This window comes from Luteimonas sp. 9C, from assembly GCF_902506295.1.
Classification (GTDB): Bacteria; Pseudomonadota; Gammaproteobacteria; order Xanthomonadales; family Xanthomonadaceae; genus Luteimonas.
On sequence record NZ_LR733312.1, the window covers coordinates 2780377 to 2806083 of the forward strand.

Genomic DNA, 25707 nt, shown 5'->3' on the forward strand with positions numbered 1-25707 from the left:
GCGCGCGTCGTGGGCGCTGCGTCGCGGGCGACGGCCACATAAGCACGGACGTGGTCTGCGTCCGCAGCAAACCGGCCCGCTTTCGCGAATGCCACAAAAAAAAGCCGCGCAATCGCGCGGCTTCTTTGACGGGTCGGCCGGTCAGCGCTGCGCGATCACAGGCCGCAGGTCGCGTCGCAACCAGTCGTCGATCAATTGCTTTTCGTAGCGCAGCGCATCACTGCCCGTGGCGGTGCCCGCGCGGCTCATGAAACCCAGATCGCGCAGCTCGCGCGGGCCTTCGGCGATGACGGCGCCGTTGGGGTCGCGCAGCACGAAGTCGAGATCGATCCGCGGCGGGTAGTGGTCCTTGATGATGCGCACGTGGTCGAACCGCGGCCCGTTCCAAGGTTCGTACATGCCGGCGCGGCGGATGTCGCGGATGGTCACGTCCAGCGTGCTGCCTGCGGGCAGTTCGCGCTCCGCACGCTGGCGCACGTAACGGGCGATCTGCTCGACCCAGTCGCCCCGGCGCGCTTCCCAGCGGTTGCCGCTGAGGCGGATGTCGGAGAACGCCTCGGGATCGGTCCACGCGACCGCGACCGGGCTGTCGCCGGTGAGGCTGCGCGGCAGCTCGGGATCGGTGACGTCTTTGCCGGCAAGGGCCGGCATCGCGAGGGCGCTCAGCGCGGCGGCGAGCAGCAGGGACAGGGAACTGCGATGCATTGCGGTTGCTCCAGGGTGCGCAGGCGCCGGGCATGGCGCGTATGACGCCACCGATCATGCGCCGGGCGGGCTTAACCCGCCATCAAGGTATCCCGGCGGTTCAGTCCAGCAGAAACGCGTGCGACCGGTCGCGCATGCGACGTCGTTCCAGTCGAGCCGCTGCCAGATAGCCGAGGATCAACACGATCAGCGTCACTGCCCAGAGGATGGCGTGCGGGGTCACCGGCAGTTCGATCATCACCACCAGCATCGCCCAGGTCGCGGTCACGATCAGCGGCAGCATTGCGACGAACGTGTGCCAGGACTGCACGCGACTGGGGCCGAGCGCGCGGGTGCACATCCAGGCGCTCGCTGCGGCAGTCGCGACCGTCACACCGACGAGCAATGCGGCATAGGCCCACCCGGACGCGCGGAGCCAAGCCAGGAACAGCAGCGCTGCAAGGGCTGCGAGCATCAGGTGCACCAGCCGGCGCATTGCGCTGTGCAGCAGCACCGAGATCATCTGTGGAGGTGCGCCGAGGCCGGGCAGCAAGGCCAGCTCGGGGACTTCCGCGGATGGGCGTTGACGCTGTCGCTCCAGTCGCATGGCCAGCGTCCAGCCGCCTGCAAGCAGGCCGATGGAGGCGCCGACCATCAGCGCGTCGCGGATCAACGGCGTGTCGCCCCGGAACGGCACCACCGCGATGACGGCCGCGGCCAGCAGCAGCGCGACCCATTGCCTGACAGCGTCGCGGCGGGACACGTAGCCCATCACGCCGGCCAACAGCGTATCGATGGCCGCGCCCGGCGCGTGCGGGCCGGCGTGCGCCGGGCGCGGCATCGCGAACAGCCAGCCCTCGCGTTCGCGCGACGCGTCGGGCGTGGCGCGCCCGTCCGGTTGGGTCCACGCGGCCATGCCGCTGGGCGCGTACAGCATGACCGGACGCCGCCAGGTCGGAACCCCGGCAGGATCGCCGGTTCGCACCACCATGCGAACGCCGACGTACATGAGCGCAAGCACCGCACTGGACGCCACGACAATCGGGACCGCCCCCATGTCCGAAATCCGGAACGGAAGCATCTGGACCAGTCCGGGCAGCGCCAGAAGCGCGCACGCGGCGGGCCACGGCATGACCGAGAACAGGATGCCCGCCAGGGCGCCGAGCAGCGGCGCGCCGATCGCGACCGGTGCCTCGACCCCGAGGCCGGAGAGAACCAGGGCCGGCAGCGGGATCGTGATCAGGGCTGCCAGCGACAGGGCGCGCACGGTCGTGCCCGTCATGTCCGGCATGCGAAGACGCATGGAGGCCGCCTGCAGCAGCAGCACGCGTGCGAACCAGCCGCCCCAGATCGAGAAGTTGGCCATCAGAGCGAAGAAGCCCAACCCTGTCGGGCGGGCGTCCGATGTGTCCGACACGAACACCCCCAGCAGTACTGCCGCAAGCATCAGGCACGCGTAGATCGCCGTGAGGAAGAACCGCTGCCGGCGCACCGTGGAGGCGCCAAGTGCAGCGCCCGCGCGGTCGAGCGGGCCGCGCGATGAAGACATCGTCAGAGCATTCATGCCGACACCTCGATGAAGAGATCCTCCAGCGGCAGCGCTTCGCCGCGGACGCCGGGCACCTGCAGCAGATCGGGCCAGGGCGCGTCTTCGCCGCGCAATACCGTGATCGACAGGCCGCCGTAGGGGTGCGGTCGACGCGAGACTTCGCCGGGGACGTCCTCGCGCAACTGCGTGGCGACGGTCGCGGGCACGTGCAGGCGCAGGTTGCGTTCCTTGAGGCTGTCGAGCTCGCTGTGCAGCAGCAGGCGGCCCTCGTGCAGGAACGCGACGTGCGAGGCGACGCGCTCGAGGTCGGAGACGATGTGGGTCGAGAACAGCACCGTGGTGCCGGACTCGCCGGCGCGCGACGCGATCTCGCGCAGCAGTTCGCGGCGGCCGACCGGGTCGAGCGCCGAGGCGGGCTCGTCGAGCACCAGCAGGTCCGGCCGCGGCGCGAGCGCACGCACGATCGCGACGCGCTGCCGTTCGCCCGGAGACAGCCTGGCCAGCACGCGGTTGCGTGGCAGCTGCCAGCGTTCCAGCGTCGCGTCGACGTAGGCGGCATCCCAGCCGGGATAGAAGCGCCCGATGAAATCCAGCATCTCGCCGATCTCCAGCCACGCCATCGCCTCGGGCTGCTGCGGCACGTAGCCCAGTCGCTGCTTGATGGCATCGGTCAGGTGCAGCGCGGGCGTGCCCCAGACGTGGGCCTGACCGGCGTCGGGTTCGATCAGTCCGAGCATCGCCCGGATCAGCGTGCTCTTGCCGGCGCCGTTGCGCCCGATGAGGCCGAGCACGGTGCCCGGCTCGACGGCCAGCGACACACCCTTGAGCACACTCTGATGGTCGTACTGCTTGATCAGGCCGGCGACGGACAGCGGCGCAGGGGCGCCGGTCGCGGGACTGGACACGGTGAAGACGTCGCGGTCGAGCATCGCGTTCATGTCGGTTCCTCCATGAGTCGGGTCTTGAGACGGTCGAGCAGCGCGTCGGCCGGCAGTTCGAGTTCGCGCGCCTGCCGCTTCAGGGCGTCGAGGGCAGGGTCGATCAATGCCCAGCGCGCGGCGGGATCGGGCGGCGCGACGAGATCGGCGACGACCATGCCCTTGCCGCGCAGCCGCAGCAGCACGCCCTCGGCTTCGAGCTGGCTGTAGGCCTTGGACACGGTCATCGGATTGATCGCGTGCAGTCCGGCCACATCGCGCACCGAGGGCAGGGCTTCGCCGGGCCGCAGCACGCCGCCCGCGACCAGCCGCCGGATCTGACCGGTGATCTGCCGGTACAGCGGCTCGGCGGCATGGGGCTGGATCGAGAGCAGGCTTGCGTCCATGTGTATCAATACAACAATACACATGGCGGACTGTCAAGTCGGGTGTTCGCTTTACCCCCAAGCGCAGGGGCGCGCGCCGCTAAGCTTGGCCGCATGCGCATCTCCGTTCTCCGTCCATGTCTGGCCCTGGGGCTGCTCGCCGCCTCGTCGCTCCTGCACGCTGCCGAGGCCACGCTCGACAGTCTCGCCGCCGCCGCACCATCGCTCGACCGCGAGGTGCTGTCGCTCGCACTCGACGCCCGCAGCTGCGTGGCGCGCACGCGAAAGGTGGGACACCGGCTGGCAGTCATCGACTACTCGGTGCCGTCGACCGAAGTCCGCATGTGGATCTTCGATCTGCAGACCGGGCGCCTGCTGCACGCCGAACACGTCGCGCACGGACGCGGCAGCGGCGGCAACCTGCCCACCGTGTTCTCCGACGTCGAAGGCAGTTACCAGTCGAGCCTGGGCCTGTTCGCGACGGCGGAAACCTACACCGGGCAGAACGGCTACTCGCTGCGCATGGACGGCCTCGAGCCGGGGATCAACGGGCGCGCGCGCGAACGGCTGATCGTCATGCACGGCGCCGACTACGTGGACCCGGAGCAGGCGCAACGACAGGGACGGCTCGGGCGCAGCTGGGGATGTCCTGCGGTTCGCGACGAGGTGGCGCGCGTGGTGATCGACGCGCTCAAGGGTGGCCAGCTGCTGTTCGCCTACGCCGACGATCCGGCATGGCGCCGCGACTCGACGCTGCTGCGCTGTCCGGCGCGCTGAACGTCACACGCGCGGCTTCACGCGGCCGGCGCGCCCGCGCCGGGAGCATGCGGCGTCTCAAGCCCAAGGAACGACGCCATGCCCGCCCACTGGATCCGCACCGCCCGCGCGCCCGTCTGCGCATTCGCCATGCTGCTGGTCGCCGCGCCCGCGTTCGCGAAGGACGCGCCCGGCGGTGAGACCGCCGCGCACAGCGCCGATGCGTCGTCGACGCTGACCGCCGACTCGGTCAATGCGGCCGAGATGGACGCCGGCGATGCGGCCATGCTGCGCACGCAGGTGCTGCTCGACCGCATGCATTTCTCGCCGGGCGAAATCGACGCGCGCGGCGGGACCAACACCACGCGTGCGATCGCCGCGTTCCAGCGCTTTCGCGGCATCGAGGCGAGCGGCGAACTCGATGTCCGTACCTGGGACGCGCTGACCGGGGAGGGCGCGCCGGCGCTGGGCACCCATACGCTGACGGCCGAGGATGTCGCCGGCCCGTTCGACGCGGTGCCCGACGACATGATGGCGCAGTCGAAGCAGGACGCCCTGGGGTTCGAGACCGTCGTCGAAGCACTCGGCGAACGCTTCCATGCCTCGCCCGCGCTGCTGCGCCGGCTCAATCCGGGCAGCGCGTTCGAGGCCGGGGCGCGCATCGTCGTGCCGAACGTCGCCGAGGCCGCGCCGCTCGCCGAGCCTGCGCGCGTGGTGGTCAGCAAGTCGGACCAGGTCGTGCGTCTGGTCGATGCGCAGGGCAAGGTCTACGCGCAGTTCCCGGCCTCGACCGGGACCGAGCGCGACCCGCTCCCGATCGGTGAATGGAAGATCGAAGGCGTCGCGATGGATCCCACCTTCCACTACAACCCGGACCTGTTCTGGGATGCCGACCCGTCGCATGCGAAGGCCGCGCTGCCGGCCGGTCCGAACAATCCGGTGGGCACGGTGTGGATCGATCTGTCGAAGCCGCATTACGGCATCCACGGCACGCCCGAGCCGCAGAACATCGGCAAGACCCAGTCGCACGGCTGCATCCGCATGACCAACTGGAGCGCGCGCCGCGTGGCCGAGGTGGTCAAGCCGGGTACCGTCGCGCTGCTCGAGGACTAGCCGATGAAACGGCCGGGAACCTGGATCGCGTTGATTGCGGTGCTGCTGCTGGCCAATGTCGCGTGGTTTCTCTGGCAGGGCGGACCGCTGTTCGAGCGGGGCGCGAGCCAGGCGGCGCGCACGACACGCGGCGCGCCTGTACCGTCCACGCCGGACGCAGCGGCCTCCACCAGTTCACGTCCCGCGCCGGCCGGGTCCCCCGTTACGGCGCCCCCCGTGACGGCGCCGGCACCATCGCCCCCGCGGCCGGCCGCCGCACCCGCGCCAGGTGCGGCATCGCCCGCGGGTCTGCTGGTGCCGGTGCAGGGCGTCGCGGCCAGCGCGCTCCAGGACACCTTCGGCGACGCCCGCGGCAGCGAGCGCCAGCACGAGGCGCTGGACATCATGGCGCCCACCGGCACGCCGGTGCTCGCCGTGGCGGATGGCACGATCGAAAAGCTGTTCACCAGCGACCGCGGCGGGTTGACGATCTACCAGTTCGAACCGGGCGGGCAGTTCGCGTACTACTACGCCCATCTGCAGGCCTACGCGCCGGGTCTGGTCGAAGGCGCGACGATCCGGCGCGGCGACGTGCTGGGCACGGTCGGCAGCACCGGCAATGCGGATCCGGCAGCGCCGCACCTGCATTTCGCGATCTTCCGGCTGACGCCGGAGCGCCAGTGGTGGACCGGCACACCGGTCAATCCGTACCCGCTGCTGCGCAATGCCGCCGAGGCGCCCGCCGCGCGCTGAGCGCGCGGCGCATGCGGTACGCCGCTGATCGGCGATCCCGATCGCAGGCCGCCGAGCCCGGGTTATCTCCCTGCAGGCACAAAAAAAGGAGGCGACCGGATGGCCGCCTCCTTCCTGGTGCACGCGGACCAGACGAGGAGTCCGCGTCGATGACACAGAACGCCGGCACCGCCGCGAGGGCGCTGCCAGCAGACGCGTTACGGCATCAGCACGGTGTCGATGACGTGGATCACGCCGTTGCTCTGGCGGACGTCGGCGGTGGTGACCGTCGCGACATTGCCCTTGGCATCGGTCAGCGTGACCTTGCCGCCGTCGGCCTTGGCGGTCAGCTCTTCGCCCTGCACGGTCTTGAGCATCGCGCTGCCGCCGCCGGCCTGGATCTGCTGCGTCAGCGCAGCCGCGTCGACGTTGCCCGGCACCACGTGATAGGTCAGCACCTTGGTCAGGTCGTCCTTCATTTCCGGCTTCAGCAGACCGTCAACGGTGCCGGCCGGCAGCTTCTCGAACGCGGCGTTGGTCGGCGCGAACACGGTGAACGGGCCCGGGCCCTTCAGGGTGTCGACGAGGCCGGCGGCCTGGACCGCGGCGACCAGGGTGGTGTGGTCCTGCGAGGTGGACGCGTTGGTCACGATGTCGCGATCGGCGAACATCGGCGCGCCGCCGACCATCGGGTTCTCGGTCTGCGCGGAGGCGTCGGCTTCGGCGGACATCGCCGGATCCATGGCCGTGGTGTCCTGCGGCGCGGTGGCAGGTGCCTCCACCGGCGCGGTCGCAGCCGCGGTGGTGTCGGTGGCGGCGTCCTGCTGACAGGCGGTCAGGGCGGCGATCGAGGTGAGCAGCATCGTGGCGAGCAGATTGCGCTTCATGTCGGATTCTCTTGATGTCGTCCGGAGACGGGGATGAGACCTGCCGCATCTGCGGCAGGATCGACATGCACTACGCAGCGTCAGGGCCGACTGGATGCATCACGCGACGCTCACAATTACAACGGCGTCCGCATTCAACGCAGCAGCGGTTGCAACGCAGGCCAGACGTGGTCGAGCAACTGCGGTTGCACCGCCGCCGTCGGATGCAGGTTGTCGTCCTGGAAGTTCGCGCGGTCGCTGGCGATCGGCTCCAGCAGGAACGGCAGCAGCGCGGTCTCGAACGTCTTGGCAAGCAGGCGGTAGTTGTCCTCGAAGCCGCGCGTGTAATCGGCGCCGAGATTCGGCGGCATGCGCATGCCGACCAGCAGCACCCGCGCGCCGACATGCTGGGACGCGCCGATCATCCGGGCGAGGTTGCGGCGCGCATCGGCCAGGGGCAGACCCCGCAGGCCGTCATTGGCGCCCAGCGCGATGATCACGATGTCGGGTTGTTCGCGGACCACGGCCTTGGCGATCCGCGACGCCCCACCCGCGCTCGTCTCGCCGGAGATGCTCGCATTGACCACCCGCCAGCCGGGCGCGTCGCGCTGCAGGCGCTGCTGCAGCAGGGACACCCAGCCTTCGCTGGCCGACATGCCGTAACCGGCGGAGAGTGAATCACCCATGACCAGAACGGTCTTCGCGTCGCCCCCAGGCGCGGGTGCAGGCGACGCCGACTGCGCCTGTGCTAGAACGGGCAGGGCCAGCAGGCACGCCAACATCCAGCGCGCACAGCGCGCTTGCATCCGGCGGCGCGCGGCCGCAGTTCCCTCAGTCATTCCCACATCTCCGGTCGGTCCGACGCTGCCGCTGCTTGGCGACGCGCGCGGCGCTGGTTCGAAACATCGAAGGATATCTATGCACGACGGCACCCCCACGCAAGATGAAACGGCACGCGTCGTCGGCCATGCCCTCGATGTCACCGGACTGGGCAAGCGCGTCGACCTGCCGTCCGGCACGCTGACGATCCTGCAGGACGTGGGTTTCTCCATCGGTCACGGCGACACGGTGGCGATCGTCGGCGCATCGGGGTCGGGCAAGAGCACGCTGCTGTCGCTGCTCGCCGGCCTCGATACGCCCAGCACCGGGACCGTCGTGCTCGACGGCGCGCCGATCTCGACCCTCGACGAGGACGGCCGCGCGAAGGTGCGCGGCGAGAAGGTCGGTTTCGTGTTCCAGAGCTTCCAGTTGCTGCCGTCGCTGACCGCGCTGGAGAACGTGATGCTGCCGCTGGAACTGCGCGGCGACCGAGAGGTCGAAGGCCCGGCGCGCGACGTGCTCGCGCGCGTGGGCCTGGGTGAGCGCCTCGGCCACTACCCGCGCCAGCTGTCCGGTGGCGAGCAGCAACGCGTGGCGCTGGCACGCGCGTTCGTGACCCGGCCGTCGCTGCTGTTCGCCGACGAGCCCACCGGCAACCTCGACACCGCGACCGGCCAGTCGATCATCGACCTGCTGTTCGCGCTCAATGCCGATGCCGGCACCACGCTGGTGCTGGTCACCCACGACGATCATCTGGCGCAGCGCTGCAAGCGCCGCCTGCGCATCGACAGCGGTCGTCTGGTCGCCGACGAGGCGATGCCCGCATGAGGACCGCCGCGCTCGCGTGGCGGCAGTTGCGCCGCGATTTCAAGGCCGGCGACATCCGCATCCTGTTCGCCGCGCTGGTGCTCGCGGTCGTGGCAGTCACCGCGGTCGGCTTCGTGACCGATCGCGCCGAGCGCGCGCTGGCGATCGAGGCCAACCGTCTGCTCGGCGGCGATGCGGTGGTGCGCGGCGACGCGCCGATCGAAGGTGCGATCCGCGAGGCATCGAGGGCACCGGGACTTGAATCGGTCGACACGGTCGAACTCGACAGCATGATCCGCGTCGGCGCGGGCGACACCGCGACGCTGCAACTGGGTGACGTGCGTGCGCTCGGCGACGGGTTTCCGCTGCGCGGCAGTTTCCGCATCGCCGGTGCCGATGGCGTCGAACGCGATGCGGACGCGGTGCCCGAATCCGGTACCGCATGGATGAGCCGCGCCGGTGCCGACACGCTGCGCGCGAAGGTCGGCGACACCGTGTTCCTCGGCGACCGCAGCTTCCGTCTGACCGCGCTGGTGCTGCAGGAACCGGATGCGTCGATCGATTACTTCAACGTCGCACCGAAGATGTTCCTGCACCTGTCCGATCTCGAGGGCACGGGCCTGATCCAACCGGGCAGCCGCATCCGCTATCGCCTGGTGATCGCCGGCGATGCGAACGCGGTCGATGGTTTCGCCACGGCTGCACGCGCGAATCTCGGCCGTGGACAGCGCGTCGAAACCATCGGCGATGCGCGACCCGAAGTGCGTTCTTCGCTCGATCGCGCCGGCCGCTTCCTCGGCCTCGCCGCGCTGGTCTCGGTGATCCTCGCCGCGGTCGCCGTCGCGATGGCCGCGCGCCAGCATTCGGCGAGGCATCTGACGTCCGTCGCGGTGATGCGCTGCATGGGCGCGCAGCAGCGCACGCTGGTCGGCATCCATGTCGGCGAACTGCTGCTGCTCGGCGTGATCGCCTGCACGCTGGGCGTGGTCATCGCCTTTGGCCTGCAGTGGGGCATCGGCCGCTGGCTGGAATCGCTGCTGGGCCTGTCGATTCCGTCGGCCGGGCTGATGCCGGCGCTGCAGGGTTACGGTGTCGGCCTCGTCGTGCTGATGGCCTTCGGTGCGCCGCCAGTGCTCGCACTGCGGCGCGTGCCGGCGCTGCGCGTGCTGCGGCGCGATCTCGGTGGGTTCGAGCCGAGCGCGTGGCTGGTGGGGGGTGCCGGGTTCGTCGGCCTGGCCGCACTGCTGTGGTGGAAGGCCGGCTCGGCGACGCTCGGTGGCGCGATGCTCGCCGGCATCGCCGCGACCTTCGCCGTGCTCGCGCTGCTGGCCTGGGGTCTGATCCTCCTGGTGCGTGCGCTGCGATCGCGGCTGCGCGGCAGCCTGCGTTATGGCCTAGCGAACGTGAGCCGGCGCGCGGGCACCAGCGTCGCCCAGGTCACCGCGCTCGGACTCGGCCTGATGGCGCTGCTGCTGCTGACCTTCGTGCGCACCGATCTGCTCGACCGCTGGCAGCTCGCCATCGGCCAGGACGCGCCGAACCGTTTCATCATCAATGTGCAGCCCGACCAGCTCGATCCGGTGCGCGCGTTCATTGCCGACCAGGGTGTGGATGCGCCGGTGTTGTTCCCGATGATCCGCGCGCGTCTGATCGAGCGGAACGGTGAACCGGTGCGCGGCGACGACTATGCCGGCCGCAGCGGCGACGAGGCGCAGGACCGTCAGGCGCAACGCCGTGCGGAACGCGAGTTCAACCTGTCGATGCAACGCGACCTGCGCGACGACAACCAGGTCACCGCCGGCACGTTCTGGGGCGACACCGCGCCGGCGACGCCTGAAATCTCGGTGGAAGAGAATTTCGCCAAGGATCTCGGCTGGCAGATCGGCGACCGCATCGTGTTCGACATCGCCGGCCAGCGCTTCGAGGCGCCGATCACCAGCTTCCGTAGCATCGAGTGGGAGAGCTTCCGGCCGAACTTCTTCGTGGTCGCCTCACCCGGCGCACTGGATGCCTATCCGGCGAGCCACATCACCGCGGTCCGCGTCCCGAGCGACAAGCCGCGCTTCACCGCCGATCTGGTGCAACAGTTCCCGAACCTGTCGGTGGTCGACATCGACGCAGTGCTGACCCAGGTGCGCGGCACCGCCGACCAGGTGTCGACGGTGGTGCAGGTGGTGTTCTGGTTCTCGCTCGCAGCCGGTGTGCTGGTGCTGCTGGCGGCGGTCAGCGCGAGCCAGGACGAGCGCCTGCTCGAAGGCGGCGTGATGCGCGTGCTCGGCGGCAAGCGGGCGCAGCTGCGCCTCGCCCAGGCGTCCGAGTTCGCGGCGATCGGTCTGCTGGCGGGACTGGTGGCGTCGATCGCGGCCTCGGTTCTGGCCGGCGTGGTCGCGGTACAGGTGTTCGACCTGCCGTGGACGCCGAACTGGACGCTGGCTGCGGTCGGCGGCGGCATCGGCGTGCTGATGACGCTGCTGGCCGGCCTGTGGGCGACGCGCAAGGTCCTGGATGCGCCGCCGTCGGTGACGCTGCGCGCGCTGCAGGAATGAAGACCAGGCACGCCCGGCAGCGGATGCCGGGCGCGCTTCGGACTCAGCCGACGACAGTCTCGGTCGCCTCGAAGCGCCGCGCGTAGTCACGCTCCTCGCTGACCCGCTGCACGTCGTCGTGTGCGATGTCCGGCCCGCCGTAGACCGCGTAGACGACCTCGTCGTCGCGCTTGCCGATCGCGTGCAGGCGATACCGCGACTGGCCGCCACCGGTATCGGGCGGATAGCGATGCGGCGGCTCCGTGCCGTCGAGATCGAGTTCGCTGTTGTCGATGGTGCCGCCGACGAACAGGGCGTGGATGGGCATGGGCATCTCCTTGGTGGGGGGCGCGGCCATCGTGCAGATGTGGATGTTGGGGTTTCATCAATCTGGCGTTTGCAGCGCGTGTGCGACCGTCGCGGGGTCGGTGACGCGAGGGGCCGGTAGAATCCACGGCCGTCCCGTCCTGTCCCAGCCGATGTCCGATCCCGCCCTCGACGCCCTGTTCCTGCCGCTCGAAAGCCGCCAGATCCCGTGGCCCGACGCGGGCGCGCTGTTCCTGCGCGCGCGGCCCGGTGTGCCCACGACCGGCGTACGCTGGCCGGGGCTGGTTTGCGAACAGAGCCTCAAGCCGCTGCACGCCGCCTTGCAGCGTGCCGGTCTCGACGTGCTGCCCGGCGACGACGGCGATGCGGCATTGCCGCCCAGGCCGCTGGTGCTGGTGCTGCCACCGCGACAGCGTGACGAGTCGCGCGCGGTGCTGGCGCGCGCGCTGCAGACGGTGACACCGGGCGGCTGGGTGCTGGCGAGCGTGTCGAACGACGAGGGCGCGAAGTCCGCGCAGGACGATCTCGCAAAGCTCGCCGGCAACATCGGCGCGCTGTCGAAGCACAAGTGCCGCGTGTTCTGGGCGCAGGCCGGCGACACCGTGGACACCGCGCTGGTCGAGACCTGGGCCAGGCTGGACCGGCCGCGCGCCGTGCTCGGTGGCCGTTTCCAGAGTCGCCCCGGCGTGTTCGCCTGGGACCGCATCGATCCCGCGTCCGCGTTGCTGGCCTCGCACCTGCCCACGACGCTGACCGGGCGCGGCGCCGATCTCGGCGCCGGCTACGGCTATCTGTCCGCCGAACTGCTGCAGCGGTGCAAGGGGATCACCGCGCTGGACGTGTACGAGGCCGAAGGCCGCGCGCTGACGCTGGCGCGCCGGAACCTCGACGCGCTCGGCGCGGGCGCGACGCTGGCCTATCACTGGCACGACGTCACCACCGGCGTGCCAGCGGGCTACGACTTCATCGTCAGCAATCCGCCGTTCCATGCGCACAACCGCGAGGGCCGGCCCGACATCGGTCGGGCGTTCATCGGCGCGGCGGCGGATGCGCTCAAACCGGGTGGTGCACTGTGGCTGGTGGCCAACCGGCATCTGCCCTACGAGCAGGTGCTCGACGGGCGTTTCAGCGCGGTCGACGAGGTCGCCTCCAGCGGTGCGTTCAAGGTGATCCATGCGGTGCGCGCCCGGACCACGCCGGCGAGGCACCGCGCATGAAGCTGGTCAAACTGCTCGCCAACCTCGGCTACGGCAGCCGCAAGCAGGTCGCCTGGATGTTCCGGGAGGGCCGGGTCACCGATGCGGCCGGCGAGGTGCTCTACGCCGACGATCAGGTCGGCCATGCCGATGTGCGCGTCGACGGCGAAGCGCTGGATCCGCCGCAGGGCCTGACCCTGCTGCTGCACAAGCCGTCCGGTTACACCTGTTCGACCAAGGACACCGGGCGTCTGGTCTACGACCTGCTGCCGCCGCGTTTCAGGCTGCGATCGCCGGTGCTGTCGAGCGTTGGCCGGCTCGATCGCGAGACCAGCGGCCTGCTGCTGTTCACCGACGACGGCCAGCTGCTGCACCGGATCATCTCGCCCAAGGCCGCGCTGCCGAAGGTCTACGAGGCCACGCTCGCCGAGCCGTTGCGCGGCAACGAGGCCGTGCTGTTCGCCAGCGGCGCGATGCTGCTGGAGGCGGACAACACGCCGCTCAAACCCGCCGTGCTCGACGTGCTGTCGCCGACGCAGGCGCGCCTGACGATCACAGAAGGCCGCTACCACCAGGTGCGGCGCATGTTCGCCGCGGTCGGCAACCACGTCATCGCACTGCATCGCAGCCGCGTCGGCGGGCTGTCACTCGATACGCTGCCGGAAGGCGCATGGCGTGCGCTCGATGCCGCCGATATCGCACGGCTGATGACCGCCGATGGTTGAGGTCGCGCCGCTGCCGTTCCGGCCCGCGGCGGTACTCTTCGACATGGACGGGCTGATGCTCGACAGCGAGCGCGCGATTCTCGAATCGCTGCGCGCTGCCGCGCTCGACCATCGCGTGGACATCGACCCGGACTGGTGGCTGTGTCTGATCGGACACACCGAAGCCGTCTGCCGCGCGCGTCTTGGTGCGCACATCGGGCACGCTGCCGCTGGGGCATTGCTCGCCGATGGCCACGCGCGCTACGTCGCCGTCGCAGAAGCCGGCGTGCCGCACCGGCCGGGCGTCGTGGCCTTGCTGGAGTTGCTCGTCGCCCACGACATGCCCCGTGCGGTCGCGACTTCGACGCGGTCGCCGCTGGCCCAGCGCAAGCTCGCAGCGGCGGGTCTGCTCACGTATTTCGACGAGGTCTGCACCAGCAGCGATGTCGCGCAGCCCAAGCCCGCGCCGGATGTCTACCTGCTCGCTGCCGAACGCCTTGGCGTGCCGCCGGCGCGGTGCCTGGTGCTGGAGGACTCGCCGACCGGCGTACGCGCCGCACTCGCCGCCGGCATGACCGTGGTGCAGGTGCCGGATCTGCTGGCGCCGGACGACGACGTGCGTGCACTCGGGCATCGCATCGTGGGATCGCTCGATGCGGCGCAGGCGCTGATCGCCCCGTGGTTGTCGACAGCGCCGGCAGGCTGACCGGTCCAGCACGAGGGGTGTCGCTGGCACTTCACCCCACGAAACGCACCCGGTCCGACCGGAGGATGCGTCGCGAAGCGAACGCCTGTCACGTCCCCACATGCCCGCGTCCCACCGAGCGATTACCCGGAGGCGCTCGTTCGCCGGTCAGGCGTGCTCGCCGGTGTGGTCGAGCATGTCGCGCAGCATGTCCTGCACGTGGGCGTCGTCTGCTTCGTACAACACCTGTCGCGCCTCTCGCGCGCCACGCACCAGCCGCGCGCCGCGCAACAGCCGCAGGTGGTGGCTCACCAGTGGCTGTGAAGCGCCGGTGCGGCGTGCGATCTCGCCGACGGCGACCGGTCCGTCGAGACAGGTCAGCAGCACGCGCAGCCGTGTGGGGTCGCCGAGCAGCTTGAAGGTCTCGGCCAGGCGCGCCAGCCGCGCATCGTCGACGGCGGTCATCGCGCCGGTCCCGGTGCGTGTGTCGTGTCGTGCGGATGGTCGTAGGCGCCGTCGTGAGCGTGATCGTGGTGATGCCCGTGATTGTGCACATGCGTGCCGCTGCTGCGCGGCTGCTCCAGCGCGCACTGCGCTTGCGGCGCGTGCACGACTTCGACCGTGGCATGGCCGATCGCGAACCGTTGCGCGAGGGCGCGCTTGACCGCGGGCACCACCTGCGCCGGCTGCGCGCCCGCGGTCAACGTGAGTTCCAGCGTCGCCAGTACCTTGCCCGAGGTGATCGACCACACATGGACGTGATCCACCTCGGCCACACCCGGCACGCTGCCGCGCACGTGATCCCGCAGCACCGTGATGTCGATATCCGGCGGCACGGCTTCCATCAGGATGTCGAACGCGCTGCGCAGCAGGGCCCAGGCGCTTCGCAGGATCAGCAGACACACCAGCACCGACAGGATCGGATCGATCGGCATCCAGCCGGTGAAGTGGATCACCAGCGCGGCGATGATCGCCGCGACCGAGCCGAGCAGATCGCCGAGCACGTGCACCGTCGCGCCCCGGATGTTGACGTGCGACTGGTCGCCGCGATGCAGGATCCAGAACACCAGGCAGTTCACCAGCAGGCCCACCACCGCGACCGCGAGCATCGGCCCGGCCAGCACCTCGCCCGGACTGCGCAGCCGCTGGATCGCTTCCCAGACGATCCAGACCACCAACGCGAACAGCGTGACCGCGTTGACCAGACCGGCCAGTACTTCGAAGCGCATGTAGCCGAAGGTGCGCCGGGCATCGGAGGCGCGCCGCCCGATGCGGAACCCCACCCAGGCCAGCAGCAACGCGGCGGCATCGGTGAGCATGTGGCCGGCATCGGCGATCAGCGCCAGCGAGCCCGACAGCACGCCCCCGACGACCTCGACCAGCATGAAGCCCGCGGTCAACGCGAAGCCGGTCAGCACCACGCGTTCGTTGGCGGCGGAGACCGACGGCGCATGGCTGTGGCCATGGTCGTGGGTGTGATCGTGGTCGTGCGACATGGGGAGCGGGGCGAGCCGGGCGGAACGCTATTGTATAAACATATTTTTATGTGTTGATAGTCTGCCGGCCAGTGGCCCAGCCGGTGCAGCGTTCGGGTCAGGAATTCCCTGTACCGACGCGGGCAGGAACCGTTGCCGCGGCTGCGTTACCCTCCAAGCGATCGCGTATGGAAGCGCCGAGGTCGAAATGGACACGACAGATCCTTCAGGTCGTCACGCCCGCACGTCGCCATGGCGCGACCTGCCCACGCAATGGCTGATCGCGCTATGCCTGGCGGCGTCGCTCGTCGCCTTGTCCGGCTGCGTGCTGGCCGTTCCACCTGCCGACACCTCGGGCGAGCGTGCCGCGGCCGCGCGCGCCTTCGACGATCCAAAACTGCAGGCGCTGGCAGCCGCAGCCGGGAGCGGCGATGCTGCCGCGGTCCGCCGACTGATGCGGGACGAAGGCGTCGATCCCGATGGCGTCTTCTGGGGCCGCGACAGCGGCACCCCGATGCTCGCGTGGCCGATCTATCGCGGCAATCCCGACGGTCTGCGCGCAATGCTGGAAAACGGCGCGGATCCGAATGCCTTCAAGACCTACGAGACGAAGGATCGCGGCACCCGGCACCACAACAACGCGATGGTCTGGGCGGCCCGACAGAAGGACCCCATCTATCTGCAGACCCTGCTGGAACATGGCGGAGATCCGGACACGCGCAATTCCAACCGCGAAGCGCTGCTGTTCCAGGCTTTCGTGCAAGGCAATCAGTGGCAGAACGTGCAACTGCTTGTGGAGCGAGGCGCGGACATTAATGTGCAGGCTTCACCTGGCAGCACGATTCTCGCAACCTATACCGGTCTCGGCGGGTTTCGAATGGCGCATTGGCTCTTGGAGCACGGCGCTGATCCTTCATTGCAGTTTTCCTTCAGCAGGCCGGTGCAGCGTGCCGACTCACATGCGATCGAAGCGATCTTCTGGCATCCCGGAAATCCGGGTGATCCGGATTGGCAACGCAAATGCCAGCGCTGGTTGATGGCGAATGGCTTTGAGCGTCCGCCGATGCCGGAGCACTTCCGGAAGATGCGGGTGACGTTCGGGTTTCCTGATAGCGAGGATCAGATTCCCCTTCCCGACATGGATGACGACGGAGGTGAGAGATGACGACGCAACATGCGGAAAGGCAGCGTCTGCTGGATGCGATGCGGTCTAGTGGATCGAACGACGCAGCTGACGAAGCGGACAGGCTCGAGGCGACTTACCACGCGCAGGAGATGGCCGGCCTGTCCCATGATGGCTATGACGCGGCCAAAGGTGCCGGTGAGCCACCGGCGGGCTGGATGCGCGTTAGTGCGACGCCTGCCCTCCTGCGCGAAATGCTCCCTGGACTTGATCTGGACGACGTGCAGATCCTGGACCTGCTGCAACCCGATAAATCCGGATTCCGCGCAGAGATCTATGTTCCAGGCCCTGCTGTACTCGGGCCCGGCTTCAAGCCGACGCTCGTCTTCAAAGGTTCGAGAGGCCATGTCCTCGAGAACGGCGAACTGCGAGACACCTCGCTTGAGGATTTCGTCGGCAACAACCTCCCGCAGTCGATCGGACTGGAAACCGATTACTACACCCGATCCATGGCAGTGGCAGAAATACTCGAGCGCGCAGGTCTCGATTTCGATATCACGGGCCACAGTCTGGGCGGCGGTATGGCGTCCGCGGCGTCCGCGGTAACGGGCATGCGAGCGGTCACCTTCAATGCCGCCGGGCTGCATCCCGAAACGGCGCCCACTTTCTTGAAAGGAAAGGACGGGCTGTCGCTCTTCGACACCAGCGAAACCGTCACCGCCTGGCAGGTGCAAGGCGAAATCCTCAACGACGGCGTGCAGCAGGACATGCGTGGCATGAGTGATCTGCAGCGCGAGCGGTTCGCAACGGTCCTCACCAATGGCGTCGCCGCTGTGCAAAGCACGCCGGCGGGCCGTGACTACCTCGAGCACCGGCTGCTCCCAAGCATCCCCGAATCGTCGCATCCCGCCGTGCGCGCCCTGCTCGAAGCGCTCGAGCGCGGCGAAGCCGCGTCCATGATCCAGGACATGCCCGAAGCTGCCGGCAAGCGCATGCCACCGCTGGCGGCGATGACGCAACAGGAACAGACCCTCGTCGCGCGCGAAGAGCGTGACTCCATGGCCGAGCTGCATCAGCTGGGCGGACCGCTCCTGACCGTACTGGCGATGGGTGCGCGCGGTGCGAACGCCGGCGCGCAGGCGGGCGAGGTGGTCGCCAGCGGCGGCCGCGCGCTGGGCGACGGACTCGCGCACGCCGGTGACGTGGCACGCAACGGAACGGCGCTTGCCGCCGCCCATGTCGACCGGACCTGGCAAGGCGCCGGCGTCGCGCTGGCACAGGGCACACACGCGATGGGGGAGTTCGCCGCGCAGGCGCGGATGGTGGGCGCGCACGGCGCGGCGGCCATCGATGAGGCGCAAGGCTGGGCACACGCGGGTGTTGCACGCGCGCGTGGCGGTCTCCTGCGCAATGCGGGAGAGGCGGCGGGCGTGTTTTCCAACACATGGCGCGAGGGTCTGCACGCGCGCGCGGACCGCATCGAGGCGGCGGGTGATGCCGCACGGGAACGCAGCCGCGGCGAGGCGGCTGCCGCGATCGAGCAGGGGCGCGCGGTCGCGCAGGGGCGACGCGACGCGGCCGGTGCCATCGCGGACGGCGTCCAGGCTGGCACCGGCATGGTCGGCACCCAAGCGCGCACGCAGCTGGTCTACGTCGGCGAACGTCTCGATGCAGGGCTCGAGGTCACCGGCGCGCGGATCACCCGGATGACGTCGCATGCGCCCACGGTCGGCGCAGGCTTCGGCGCCCTGAACGGGGTGGTCGTCGGCGGCGCGCTGGCATTCGATCCGCGCACGCCGCGCGGCCTCCAGCACTGGTCCGGCGCGATCGAACTGACGCGTGAAGCAGGCCCGGCGCTGTCAGAGGCGGTGGCGCGCCACGGCATGGCGTCGGCCGTGCTGCCGAGTCTGGAACGCCATGTCGCCGAACAGGAAGCAGCCGCGCGGCAGATGCTGCGCGAACAGGAACGGCGGGTTGAAGCACCGATGCTGGAGAATCGGTCCGCACTGCTGTCAGGCGACACTGGCACCGCGCTGGAGCGCCTGTTCTCGGCGGTCCGCTCGGGCGATCCCGATGCCGCGAAACGGGCGTCCTCCGCACTGATGGAAACGTCCGGAGCGCAGGCGTGGCTGGCCGACGGACAGGCACGACTCGCCACGCGCGATCACGCGCTCACGCAGACGCCCGGACCGGCAGCCCAGCAGACCCCGCAAACGCTGGACCTGCAGTGTCCCCACGAGCAGGCCGCACTGATGCAGCGCTGACGACGTGATCCGCTTGCGAACGTCCGGCGTGCAACGCATCGGCGCGTCGCAGCGTCAGCTCGCTTCGGTGAACAACCGCGCCCAGCCGGCGTGCCCCAGCGTTTCCAGCGTGGCGAGATTGCGGTCGATGATGCGATCCGGCTCGGGATACGCATCCACCGCGCGCGCCACGCTGTCTTCGCGCAGCAGGTGCAGGGTCGGATACGGGGCGCGATTGGTGTAGTTGCCGATGTCGTCGGGGGCGGTGCCGGCGAACTGGTAGTCGGGGTGGAAACTCGCGACCTGCAGCACGCCGTCGAGTTCCAGCGCCTCGACCAGGCCATCGGCCTCGTCGAGAAAATCGTTGTACTCGAGGAAATCGCCGAGCACCTGCGGGTGCACGATCAGCGTCGTGTCGATCTCGCCGGCCGCCGTGTCGCGCAGACGCAGCAGCTCCTCGCCGAGCGCTTCGAGCAGCGCTTCGGGTGTGCCCGCATCGCTCAGCACGAAACGCACCTGATCCTTGACCACGACCGCCTTGGCGAACGGGCACAGGTTGAGTCCGATCACCGCGCGCTCCAGCCACAGGCGGGTGTCGGCGATCGGGTCGTCGGTGCGCACCATGGGATTCAGTCGCGGAAGTTGTCGAACTGCAGCGGCAGCTCGAAGTCGGCGCCGCGCAGCAACGCCATCGCCGCCTGCAGGTCGTCGCGCTTCTTGCCGTTGACGCGCAGCTTGTCGCCGTTGATCTGGCTGTCGACCTTGAGCTTGGCCTCTTTCAGCGTGCTCTGGATCTTCTTGGCCAGATCGCGCTCGATGCCCTGCTTGACGGTCACCGTCTGCCGCGCGCCGGCCAGATTGGTCTCAATGTCCCCGAACTCCAGGCACTTCACGTCGATCTTCCGCGCCGCCAGGCGCTGACGCAGGATCTCGGTCATCTGCTGGACCTGGAAGTCGCTCGGCGCCGTCTGCTTGATGGTCGATCCGTCGAGTTCGTAGGACGCCTCGACGCCCTTGAAGTCGAAGCGCGTGGTCAGCTCGCGGTTGGCCTGGTCGACGGCGTTGGTCAGCTCGTGGGTGTCGACTTCGGAGACGATATCGAAGGAAGGCATGGGGCACCTGCAGGTGGGACGAAAGCGCGCAGATTACCGCACGGGCGGTATGGGCTGTTCCGCCACTGCCACGCTGGCGCGGCGCGGCAGGGCGCAGAATGAGCGGCCCCCAATCGCTCAAGACGAGGCATCCGCCATGCTCGACACTCCCGCCTATGCGGCCGCCGACGCCAGTTCCCCGCTGGCACCGACCACCATCCAACGCCGCGCGCCGCGCGCGAATGAAGTCCTGATCGACATCGCCTTCTGCGGCGTCTGCCATTCGGACCTGCACCAGGTCCGCGACGAGTGGGGCGGTTCGATCTTTCCGATGGTCCCCGGTCACGAGATCGTCGGCCATGTCGCCGAGGTCGGCGCCGGCGTCACCCGGTTCAAGATCGGCGACGCGGTGGGTGTCGGCTGTTTCGTCGACTCCTGCCGCACCTGCGCGCAATGCGAGGCGGGCGAGGAGCAGTTCTGCGAGCAGGGCATGACCGGCACCTACAACGCGATGGAGCGCGACGGCAGCGCGCCGACCTACGGCGGCTACTCGACCCGCATCACGGTCGACCAGGACTACGTGCTGCGTGTGCCGGAGTCGCTGCCGCTCGACGCCGCGGCGCCGCTGCTGTGCGCCGGCATCACCACGTATTCGCCGCTGCGCCATTTCGGCGTCAAGGCAGGCGACGCGGTCGCGGTCGTGGGTCTCGGCGGCCTGGGGCACATGGCGGTGAAGTTCGCGGTGGCGATGGGCGCGCGCGTGACCGTGCTGAGCACGTCGGACTCCAAGCGCGACGACGCACTGAAGCTCGGCGCGCACGATTTCGCCGCGACGCGTGACGAGAAGACGTTCAATACCCTGGCCAAGACGTTCGACTTCATCGTCGACAGCGTGTCCGCGCCGCACGACTACAACGCCTACCTGTCGCTGCTGAAGGTCGACGGCACGATGATCCTGCTCGGCGTGCCCGATCAGCCGGCCCCGGTCGCTGCCGGCGCGCTGATCATGCAGCGCCGTCGCCTCACCGGTTCGCTGATCGGCGGCATCCGCGAGACCCAGGAGATGCTCGACTTCTGCGCCGAGCACGGCATCGTGTCCGACATAGAGCGGATCGGCATCGCCGACATCAACGCCGCCTATGAGCGGATGCTCAAGGGCGACGTGCGCTACCGCTTCGTCATCGATACGGCGACGCTCGCCGCCTGATCGACGTCCCGCGCGCCGGATGCCCGGCGCGCGCGTCCATGCGACGATGCGCGGCCCGTCCGACGAGTCGCCCATGTCCCGCCCCGCCGCCGCACCCCGGACCGACGCCCGCGCCGCGGCGCTGTGGATGCTGTTCGCCGTGCTCGCGTTCGCCGGCATGGACGCGGGCATGAAGTGGATCGCCAACGATTATTCGGCGTTCCAGGTCGCCACCTTCCGCAGCCTGGCCACATTGCCGCTGATCGTCGGCTGGCTGCTGCTGCGCGGGCGCGTGGGCAGCCTGCTGCGCATCCACTGGCCCCTGCACCTGCTGCGCGGAGTATTGGGCGTGGGCATGATCGCCGGCTTCGTCTACGGCCTGGCGCGGATGCCGCTGTCGACCGCGTACGCGATCGTGTTCGTCTCGCCGCTGATGGTGACCGCGCTGGCGGTGCCGTTGCTTGGCGAGAAGGTGGGCCCCCGGCGGTGGACCGCAATCGCGCTCGGCGTCGTTGGTGTGCTGGTCGTGCTGCGGCCGACCGGCGAGGGCATGGCCACGCTGGCGGGGCTCGCGGTCGTCGGTGGTGCGCTGTGCTACGCGATCGCCTCGATCACCGTGCGCAAGCTCGCGCAGCGCGACAGCCCCGAGGCGCTGGTGTTCTGGTTTTTGGTGCTGATGGCGGTCTTCGCCGGCGTCCTGGCGTGGCCGGACTGGCAGCCGCTGCGGCGCGACCATTGGTGGGTGCTGGCACTGATCGGCGTGACCGGCGCGCTGGGTCAGGTCGGGTTGACGCACGCGTTCCGGCTCGGCGAGGCCAGCCAGGTCGCGCCGCTCGAGTACACCGCGCTGCTGTGGGTCGTGCTGCTGGACCTGTTCGTCTGGCAGGTGTTGCCCGACGGCATGACCTGGCTGGGCGCCGGCATCATCGTCGCCAGCGGTCTCTACATGTTCCGCCGCGAAAAGGTGTTGGCCGGGACGGGCGAGGTCGACGGCGACGTCAAGCGACTCGACGGCACGCCGCCGCCGTAAGCGACGGCACACCTTCATCGTGGTCGCGCGCTGTTTCGCCGATCATGCCGCCTCCGACTCGCCGGAATCCGCCACACCGCCATGCCTCTTCTGCTGCTCGCCGTGGTCCTGCTCGCCATCTTCGCGTTGCTGCTTCTGCTATGGCCGCTGGCGCTGTGGAACCGCTATCGCGTCGGCACCTCGCGCCGACGTCCGCCGCGTTGGTTGACGCGCCTCAATGCCTGGCTGATCCCCGCATCGGCGCTGGTGTTCCTCGGCGGCATGGGCATCGCCCAGTGGTTCGTCGCCCACGCATTTCCGTATGCCGCGCTCGGTGTGCTCGCCGGCCTGGCGCTCGGTGCGCTGGGCTGGCTGGTGACGCGCGTCGAACATCTGCCTGGCCAGGTCTGGTACACGCCGAACCGCTGGCTGGTGCTGGCGCTGACGCTCGTCGTCGTGGCCCGCGTGTTCGCGGGTATCTGGCAGGCCTGGGAACGCATGCGTGGCGATTACGCCGCGCTCGCGGCCTGGGGCCCGCTCGGGGAGCCGGCGGGCCTGTTCGCGGTCGCCGGTCTCGTCATCGGTTACCACGCCATGTATGCAGTGCTGCTGCAATGGCGGCTGGGGCGCTGGCTCTGATCTGATTGCCCGGGCCCGCCCGGAGCGTCGCCAGGCGGGCGCAAAAAAAAAGACCCGCCGAAGCGGGTCTTCCATGGCACACGACTCTGGGAGAGAGGTCAGAAGCGTGCGCCGATACCAACGCCCACGGTCCACGGGTCGAGCTTGAGCTCCTGACCGGTGGAGACGCCGGCCTGGTTCACGTCGGCGCGGCTGCGCAGGTAACGCGCATCGGCACGGGCAAACCAGGTGGGGGTGATGTTCATGTCGACACCGACAGTGCCGATCGCGCCCTTCGGCGACGACAGGCTGACGTGCTCGCCGCCCGGATTGAGGTCTTCACCACTGATGTTGGAGTGGTGGTAACCCAGACCCACGAACGGGCGGAAGGTGTTGTCTGCCTGACCAAAGTGATACTGGCCGCTCAGCGCGATCGGCTGCTGCTCGACGGTGCCGACCTTGCCGGCGTCGTTGCGGACGCGGTGGTCGAACTTGTCGAGGGCGCCCCACAGTTCGGCGCTGATGTTGTCGGTGAAGTTGTAGGAGACCGATGCGGTCGGTGCGGGGCCACCGTCGACTTCGACGCCATCGTTGGCGCTGCGGTTGGTCGGCTCGAGCAGAGTGGCGCCGCCGACGACCGAAAAGCGCTTGCCGGACGCGGTGTCGCCCGCATCCTGGGCGAAGGCAACCGACGAAACAGCGAAGCTGGCCAGGGTGGCGAGCGCAAGAACGCGCTTGTTGGACTTCAGCATGGGGTGTGCTCCTTCTTGAAGGCCGGACCGTGTCGCGGGTCCAGCGTTGCGACATGTCGCAGCGTGCGGGGGCGGCGCTGCGACCTTCCTCTGCGGGAAGGCGGCGCCATGCTCGCAATCGGAAGCTGAATAGACGATTTGCGCCAGCTGAAGCGTTCGCAACGCTTCACCGTGTCTTCGGGAACCCGTTCGCGCAGTTCATCTGCAAGGGCGTGCCGATGCGACATCCACGCAACGCAAGCGCCAAAAAATCCATGTGCCGTCGTCGAATGTCACGGCTGCGACGCAGCGTTCCGCATTCGGTGTCGGGCATGCACGCGCGCTGCGCATGTGCACGCGCGCCCATGCGCGTCCGTACGCGATGCAACAGTTGGCGCGAACCCTGCTGGGCCGCACAATAGCCGGTCACGAGATGCCCGGAGGGCCGCATGGCCGACCTGAAAGAAGCACGCGTTCCCGACATTGGCGGGTTTGACGATGTCCCGGTGATCGAGGTGCTGGTCGCCGTCGGCGATACGGTGTCGGTCGACCAGGGGCTGGTCACGCTCGAATCGGACAAGGCCACGATGGAAGTGCCGGCGCCGTTCGCGGGCGTGATCAAGGAACTGAAGGTCAAGGTCGGCGACGCGCTGTCGGAAGGCGGCGTGGTCGCGATCATCGAAACCGAGAGCGGCGACGCCGAGGCCGAGGCGCCCGCGAAGGCCGAAGCGCCCGCGAAGACCGAAGCCCCGAAGGCCGCCGACACGCCGGTCGCCGAGAAAGCCGCCCCGGCCACGAAGACCGAGACGCCGAAGGCGCCGTCCGGCGGTGGCGGGACGCAGGAATCGAAGGTGCCCGACATCGGCGGCTACGACGACGTGCCGGTGATCGAAGTGCTGGTCGCGGTCGGCGACACGGTCGAGAAGGACCAGGGCCTGATCACGCTGGAATCGGACAAGGCCACGATGGAAGTGCCGGCCGCGGTCGCCGGCGTCATCAAGGAACTGAAGGTCAAGGTCGGCGACACGCTGTCGGAAGGCGCCGTGGTCGCGATCATCGAGGCCGCGGGCGATGCACCTGCCGCAGCGTCCGAGCAGCCCGCCGCGCCGGCCAAGGGCACCGACGACAACAAGGTCGAGCCGGTCGCGACCCAGGCCAAGCCCGACAAGATCGCCGAAGCGTCGATCGAGCATCGTGCCGCCGGCGGCGGCAATCCGCCGGTGCGGTTCGATGCCGATGCGATCTTCCCCGACAAGGTGCCGTATGCCAGCCCCGCGGTGCGCCTGTTCGCACGCGAGCTGGGTGTCGACCTGAACCAGCTCAAGGGCAGCGCCAAGGGCGGCCGCATCCTCCGCGAGGACGTGCAGTCCTTCGTCAAGAGTGCGTTGCAGGGCGGCGGTGCGAAGGCCGCGTCCGGCGCGCCTGCGGCAGCGGGCGGCGGTCTCAACCTGCTGCCGTGGCCGAAGGTCGATTTCGCCAAGTTCGGCGAGATCGAAGTCCAGGAACTGGGCCGCATCCAGAAGATCTCGGCGGCCAACCTCGCGCGCAACTGGGCGATGATTCCGCACGTCACCCAGCACGACGATGCCGACATCACCGATCTCGAAGCGCTGCGCGTGCAGCTCAACAAGGAGAACGAGAAGGCCGGCGTCAAGCTGACCATGCTCGCGTTCCTGATCAAGGCCTCGGTCGCGGTGCTCAAGCAGTACCCGCGCTTCAACAGCTCGCTCGACGCGGCGGGCGAGAACCTCACCCTCAAGAAGTACTTCCATATCGGCTTCGCCGCCGACACGCCGAACGGCCTGGTCGTCCCGGTGATCCGCGACGCCGACAAGAAGGGCGTCATGGAAATCTCGCAGGAGATGTCCGCGCTGGCGAAGAAGGCGCGCGACGGCAAGCTCGGCCCGGCCGACATGCAGGGCGGTTGCTTCTCGATCAGCTCGCTCGGCGGCATCGGCGGCACCAGCTTTACCCCGATCGTCAATGCGCCGGAAGTCGCCATCCTCGGCGTGTCGAAGTCGGCGATGAAGCCGGTCTGGGACGGCAAGGCGTTCCAGCCGCGTCTGGTCCTGCCGCTGTCGCTGTCCTATGACCACCGCGTCATCGACGGCGCCGCGGCCGCGCGCTTCACCGCGACGCTGGCGCAGTTGCTCGGCGACATGCGTCGCGTGCTGCTGTAAGCGTGC

26 protein-coding genes are annotated in these 25707 nt (G+C 69.2%); 14 read left to right on the forward strand and 12 right to left on the reverse strand.

Annotation, left to right across the window (positions count from 1 at the left end; genetic code table 11):
* Positions 1–141 precede the first annotated feature (141 nt).
* The 4 genes from CURTO8I2_RS12750 to CURTO8I2_RS12765 all read right to left on the reverse strand — a co-directional run bounded on the left by CURTO8I2_RS12750 (position 142) and on the right by CURTO8I2_RS12765 (position 3557).
* Positions 142–705 (reverse strand): DUF3016 domain-containing protein, encoded by a 564-nt coding sequence (locus CURTO8I2_RS12750; protein WP_159681429.1) that lies wholly within the window; start codon positions 703–705, stop codon positions 142–144.
* A gap of 100 nt (positions 706–805) precedes the next feature.
* The gene (locus CURTO8I2_RS12755) at positions 806–2248 is read right to left on the reverse strand and encodes a hypothetical protein (protein ID WP_159681430.1); all 1443 of its coding nucleotides are present in this window, start codon (positions 2246–2248) and stop codon (positions 806–808) included.
* Positions 2245–3171 carry an ABC transporter ATP-binding protein gene (locus CURTO8I2_RS12760; protein WP_343161352.1) on the reverse strand — a complete coding sequence of 309 codons (927 nt, stop codon included), beginning with the start codon at positions 3169–3171 and terminating at the stop codon, positions 2245–2247. Before CURTO8I2_RS12760 ends, CURTO8I2_RS12755 begins: the two co-directional genes overlap by 4 nt.
* The gene (locus CURTO8I2_RS12765) at positions 3168–3557 is read right to left on the reverse strand and encodes a GntR family transcriptional regulator (protein ID WP_159681431.1); all 390 of its coding nucleotides are present in this window, start codon (positions 3555–3557) and stop codon (positions 3168–3170) included. Before CURTO8I2_RS12765 ends, CURTO8I2_RS12760 begins: the two co-directional genes overlap by 4 nt.
* Before the next feature lie 93 nt (positions 3558–3650).
* Between CURTO8I2_RS12765 and CURTO8I2_RS12770 the strand changes: the two genes are divergently transcribed.
* The 3 genes from CURTO8I2_RS12770 (at position 3651) to CURTO8I2_RS12780 (ending at position 6137) form a co-directional block, all read left to right on the forward strand.
* Positions 3651–4313: a murein L,D-transpeptidase catalytic domain family protein gene (locus CURTO8I2_RS12770; protein ID WP_159681432.1), complete on the forward strand. Its 663-nt coding sequence runs from the start codon at positions 3651–3653 to the stop codon at positions 4311–4313.
* A 78-nt stretch (positions 4314–4391) separates the two neighbouring features.
* On the forward strand, positions 4392–5405 hold the full coding sequence (locus CURTO8I2_RS12775; protein ID WP_236551100.1) for a L,D-transpeptidase family protein: 1014 nt from the start codon (positions 4392–4394) through the stop codon (positions 5403–5405).
* Positions 5406–5408: 3 nt separating this feature from the next.
* Positions 5409–6137 (forward strand): M23 family metallopeptidase, encoded by a 729-nt coding sequence (locus CURTO8I2_RS12780; RefSeq protein ID WP_159681433.1) that lies wholly within the window; start codon positions 5409–5411, stop codon positions 6135–6137.
* Between the two features lie 197 nt (positions 6138–6334).
* Here CURTO8I2_RS12780 and CURTO8I2_RS12785 read toward each other — a convergent pair whose 3' ends face one another.
* The gene (locus CURTO8I2_RS12785) at positions 6335–6859 is read right to left on the reverse strand and encodes a fasciclin domain-containing protein (RefSeq protein WP_236551149.1); all 525 of its coding nucleotides are present in this window, start codon (positions 6857–6859) and stop codon (positions 6335–6337) included.
* A 278-nt stretch (positions 6860–7137) separates the two neighbouring features.
* Positions 7138–7668, reverse strand: coding sequence for an arylesterase (locus CURTO8I2_RS12790; RefSeq protein WP_343161353.1), 531 nt, complete (start codon positions 7666–7668; stop codon positions 7138–7140).
* 232 nt (positions 7669–7900) lie between these two features.
* Between CURTO8I2_RS12790 and CURTO8I2_RS12795 the strand changes: the two genes are divergently transcribed.
* Together CURTO8I2_RS12795 and CURTO8I2_RS12800 are read left to right on the forward strand one after the other, a co-directional pair.
* Positions 7901–8629, forward strand: coding sequence for an ABC transporter ATP-binding protein (locus tag CURTO8I2_RS12795; protein WP_159681434.1), 729 nt, complete (start codon positions 7901–7903; stop codon positions 8627–8629).
* Positions 8626–11154 carry an FtsX-like permease family protein gene (locus CURTO8I2_RS12800; protein WP_159681435.1) on the forward strand — a complete coding sequence of 843 codons (2529 nt, stop codon included), beginning with the start codon at positions 8626–8628 and terminating at the stop codon, positions 11152–11154. Before CURTO8I2_RS12795 ends, CURTO8I2_RS12800 begins: the two co-directional genes overlap by 4 nt.
* Before the next feature lie 43 nt (positions 11155–11197).
* Here CURTO8I2_RS12800 and CURTO8I2_RS12805 read toward each other — a convergent pair whose 3' ends face one another.
* Positions 11198–11455, reverse strand: coding sequence for a hypothetical protein (locus tag CURTO8I2_RS12805; protein ID WP_159681698.1), 258 nt, complete (start codon positions 11453–11455; stop codon positions 11198–11200).
* 157 nt (positions 11456–11612) lie between these two features.
* Between CURTO8I2_RS12805 and CURTO8I2_RS12810 the strand changes: the two genes are divergently transcribed.
* Genes CURTO8I2_RS12810 through CURTO8I2_RS12820 form a run of 3 tightly spaced genes read left to right on the forward strand, consistent with a single transcriptional unit; the run spans position 11613 to position 14066 of the window.
* Entirely contained in the window at positions 11613–12677 is a 1065-nt protein-coding gene (locus CURTO8I2_RS12810) for a class I SAM-dependent methyltransferase (RefSeq protein ID WP_159681436.1), read from the forward strand.
* Positions 12674–13381: a pseudouridine synthase gene (locus CURTO8I2_RS12815; RefSeq protein ID WP_159681437.1), complete on the forward strand. Its 708-nt coding sequence runs from the start codon at positions 12674–12676 to the stop codon at positions 13379–13381. Before CURTO8I2_RS12810 ends, CURTO8I2_RS12815 begins: the two co-directional genes overlap by 4 nt.
* Positions 13374–14066, forward strand: coding sequence for an HAD family phosphatase (locus CURTO8I2_RS12820; RefSeq protein ID WP_159681438.1), 693 nt, complete (start codon positions 13374–13376; stop codon positions 14064–14066). Before CURTO8I2_RS12815 ends, CURTO8I2_RS12820 begins: the two co-directional genes overlap by 8 nt.
* A 147-nt stretch (positions 14067–14213) precedes the next feature.
* Here the strand turns inward: CURTO8I2_RS12820 and CURTO8I2_RS12825 are convergent, their stop codons facing one another.
* Positions 14214–14510, reverse strand: a complete 297-nt coding sequence (locus CURTO8I2_RS12825; RefSeq protein ID WP_159681439.1) for a metalloregulator ArsR/SmtB family transcription factor — start codon at positions 14508–14510, stop codon at positions 14214–14216.
* Positions 14507–15541 carry a cation diffusion facilitator family transporter gene (locus tag CURTO8I2_RS12830; RefSeq protein ID WP_159681440.1) on the reverse strand — a complete coding sequence of 345 codons (1035 nt, stop codon included), beginning with the start codon at positions 15539–15541 and terminating at the stop codon, positions 14507–14509. The genes CURTO8I2_RS12825 and CURTO8I2_RS12830 overlap by 4 nt, the downstream gene beginning before the upstream one ends.
* Before the next feature lie 187 nt (positions 15542–15728).
* On the opposite strand from CURTO8I2_RS12830, the gene CURTO8I2_RS12835 reads away from it, so the two are divergent.
* Both CURTO8I2_RS12835 and CURTO8I2_RS12840 read left to right on the forward strand, forming a co-directional pair.
* Positions 15729–16685: an ankyrin repeat domain-containing protein gene (locus CURTO8I2_RS12835; RefSeq protein WP_236551101.1), complete on the forward strand. Its 957-nt coding sequence runs from the start codon at positions 15729–15731 to the stop codon at positions 16683–16685.
* Positions 16682–18907 (forward strand): hypothetical protein, encoded by a 2226-nt coding sequence (locus CURTO8I2_RS12840; RefSeq protein ID WP_159681441.1) that lies wholly within the window; start codon positions 16682–16684, stop codon positions 18905–18907. Before CURTO8I2_RS12835 ends, CURTO8I2_RS12840 begins: the two co-directional genes overlap by 4 nt.
* Positions 18908–18961: 54 nt before the next feature.
* On the opposite strand, the gene CURTO8I2_RS12845 is transcribed toward CURTO8I2_RS12840, so the two are convergent.
* Both CURTO8I2_RS12845 and CURTO8I2_RS12850 read right to left on the reverse strand, forming a co-directional pair.
* On the reverse strand, positions 18962–19510 hold the full coding sequence (locus tag CURTO8I2_RS12845; protein ID WP_159681442.1) for a DUF1415 domain-containing protein: 549 nt from the start codon (positions 19508–19510) through the stop codon (positions 18962–18964).
* A 5-nt stretch (positions 19511–19515) separates the two neighbouring features.
* Entirely contained in the window at positions 19516–19998 is a 483-nt protein-coding gene (locus CURTO8I2_RS12850) for a YajQ family cyclic di-GMP-binding protein (RefSeq protein ID WP_159681443.1), read from the reverse strand.
* 136 nt (positions 19999–20134) lie between these two features.
* Between CURTO8I2_RS12850 and CURTO8I2_RS12855 the strand changes: the two genes are divergently transcribed.
* From CURTO8I2_RS12855 to CURTO8I2_RS12865, 3 genes are all read left to right on the forward strand, one after another.
* Positions 20135–21184, forward strand: coding sequence for an NAD(P)-dependent alcohol dehydrogenase (locus CURTO8I2_RS12855; protein WP_159681444.1), 1050 nt, complete (start codon positions 20135–20137; stop codon positions 21182–21184).
* Between the two features lie 73 nt (positions 21185–21257).
* Entirely contained in the window at positions 21258–22193 is a 936-nt protein-coding gene (locus CURTO8I2_RS12860; RefSeq protein ID WP_159681445.1) for a DMT family transporter, read from the forward strand.
* Between the two features lie 81 nt (positions 22194–22274).
* A complete protein-coding gene (locus tag CURTO8I2_RS12865; RefSeq protein ID WP_159681446.1) occupies positions 22275–22811 on the forward strand; it encodes a DUF1453 domain-containing protein in 537 nt (178 codons plus the stop codon).
* Positions 22812–22909: 98 nt separating this feature from the next.
* Here the strand turns inward: CURTO8I2_RS12865 and CURTO8I2_RS12870 are convergent, their stop codons facing one another.
* A complete protein-coding gene (locus tag CURTO8I2_RS12870; protein ID WP_159681447.1) occupies positions 22910–23542 on the reverse strand; it encodes an OmpW family outer membrane protein in 633 nt (210 codons plus the stop codon).
* A gap of 428 nt (positions 23543–23970) precedes the next feature.
* Between CURTO8I2_RS12870 and aceF the strand changes: the two genes are divergently transcribed.
* Positions 23971–25701: a dihydrolipoyllysine-residue acetyltransferase gene (aceF, locus tag CURTO8I2_RS12875; RefSeq protein ID WP_159681448.1), complete on the forward strand. Its 1731-nt coding sequence runs from the start codon at positions 23971–23973 to the stop codon at positions 25699–25701.
* Positions 25702–25707: the final 6 nt, after the last annotated feature.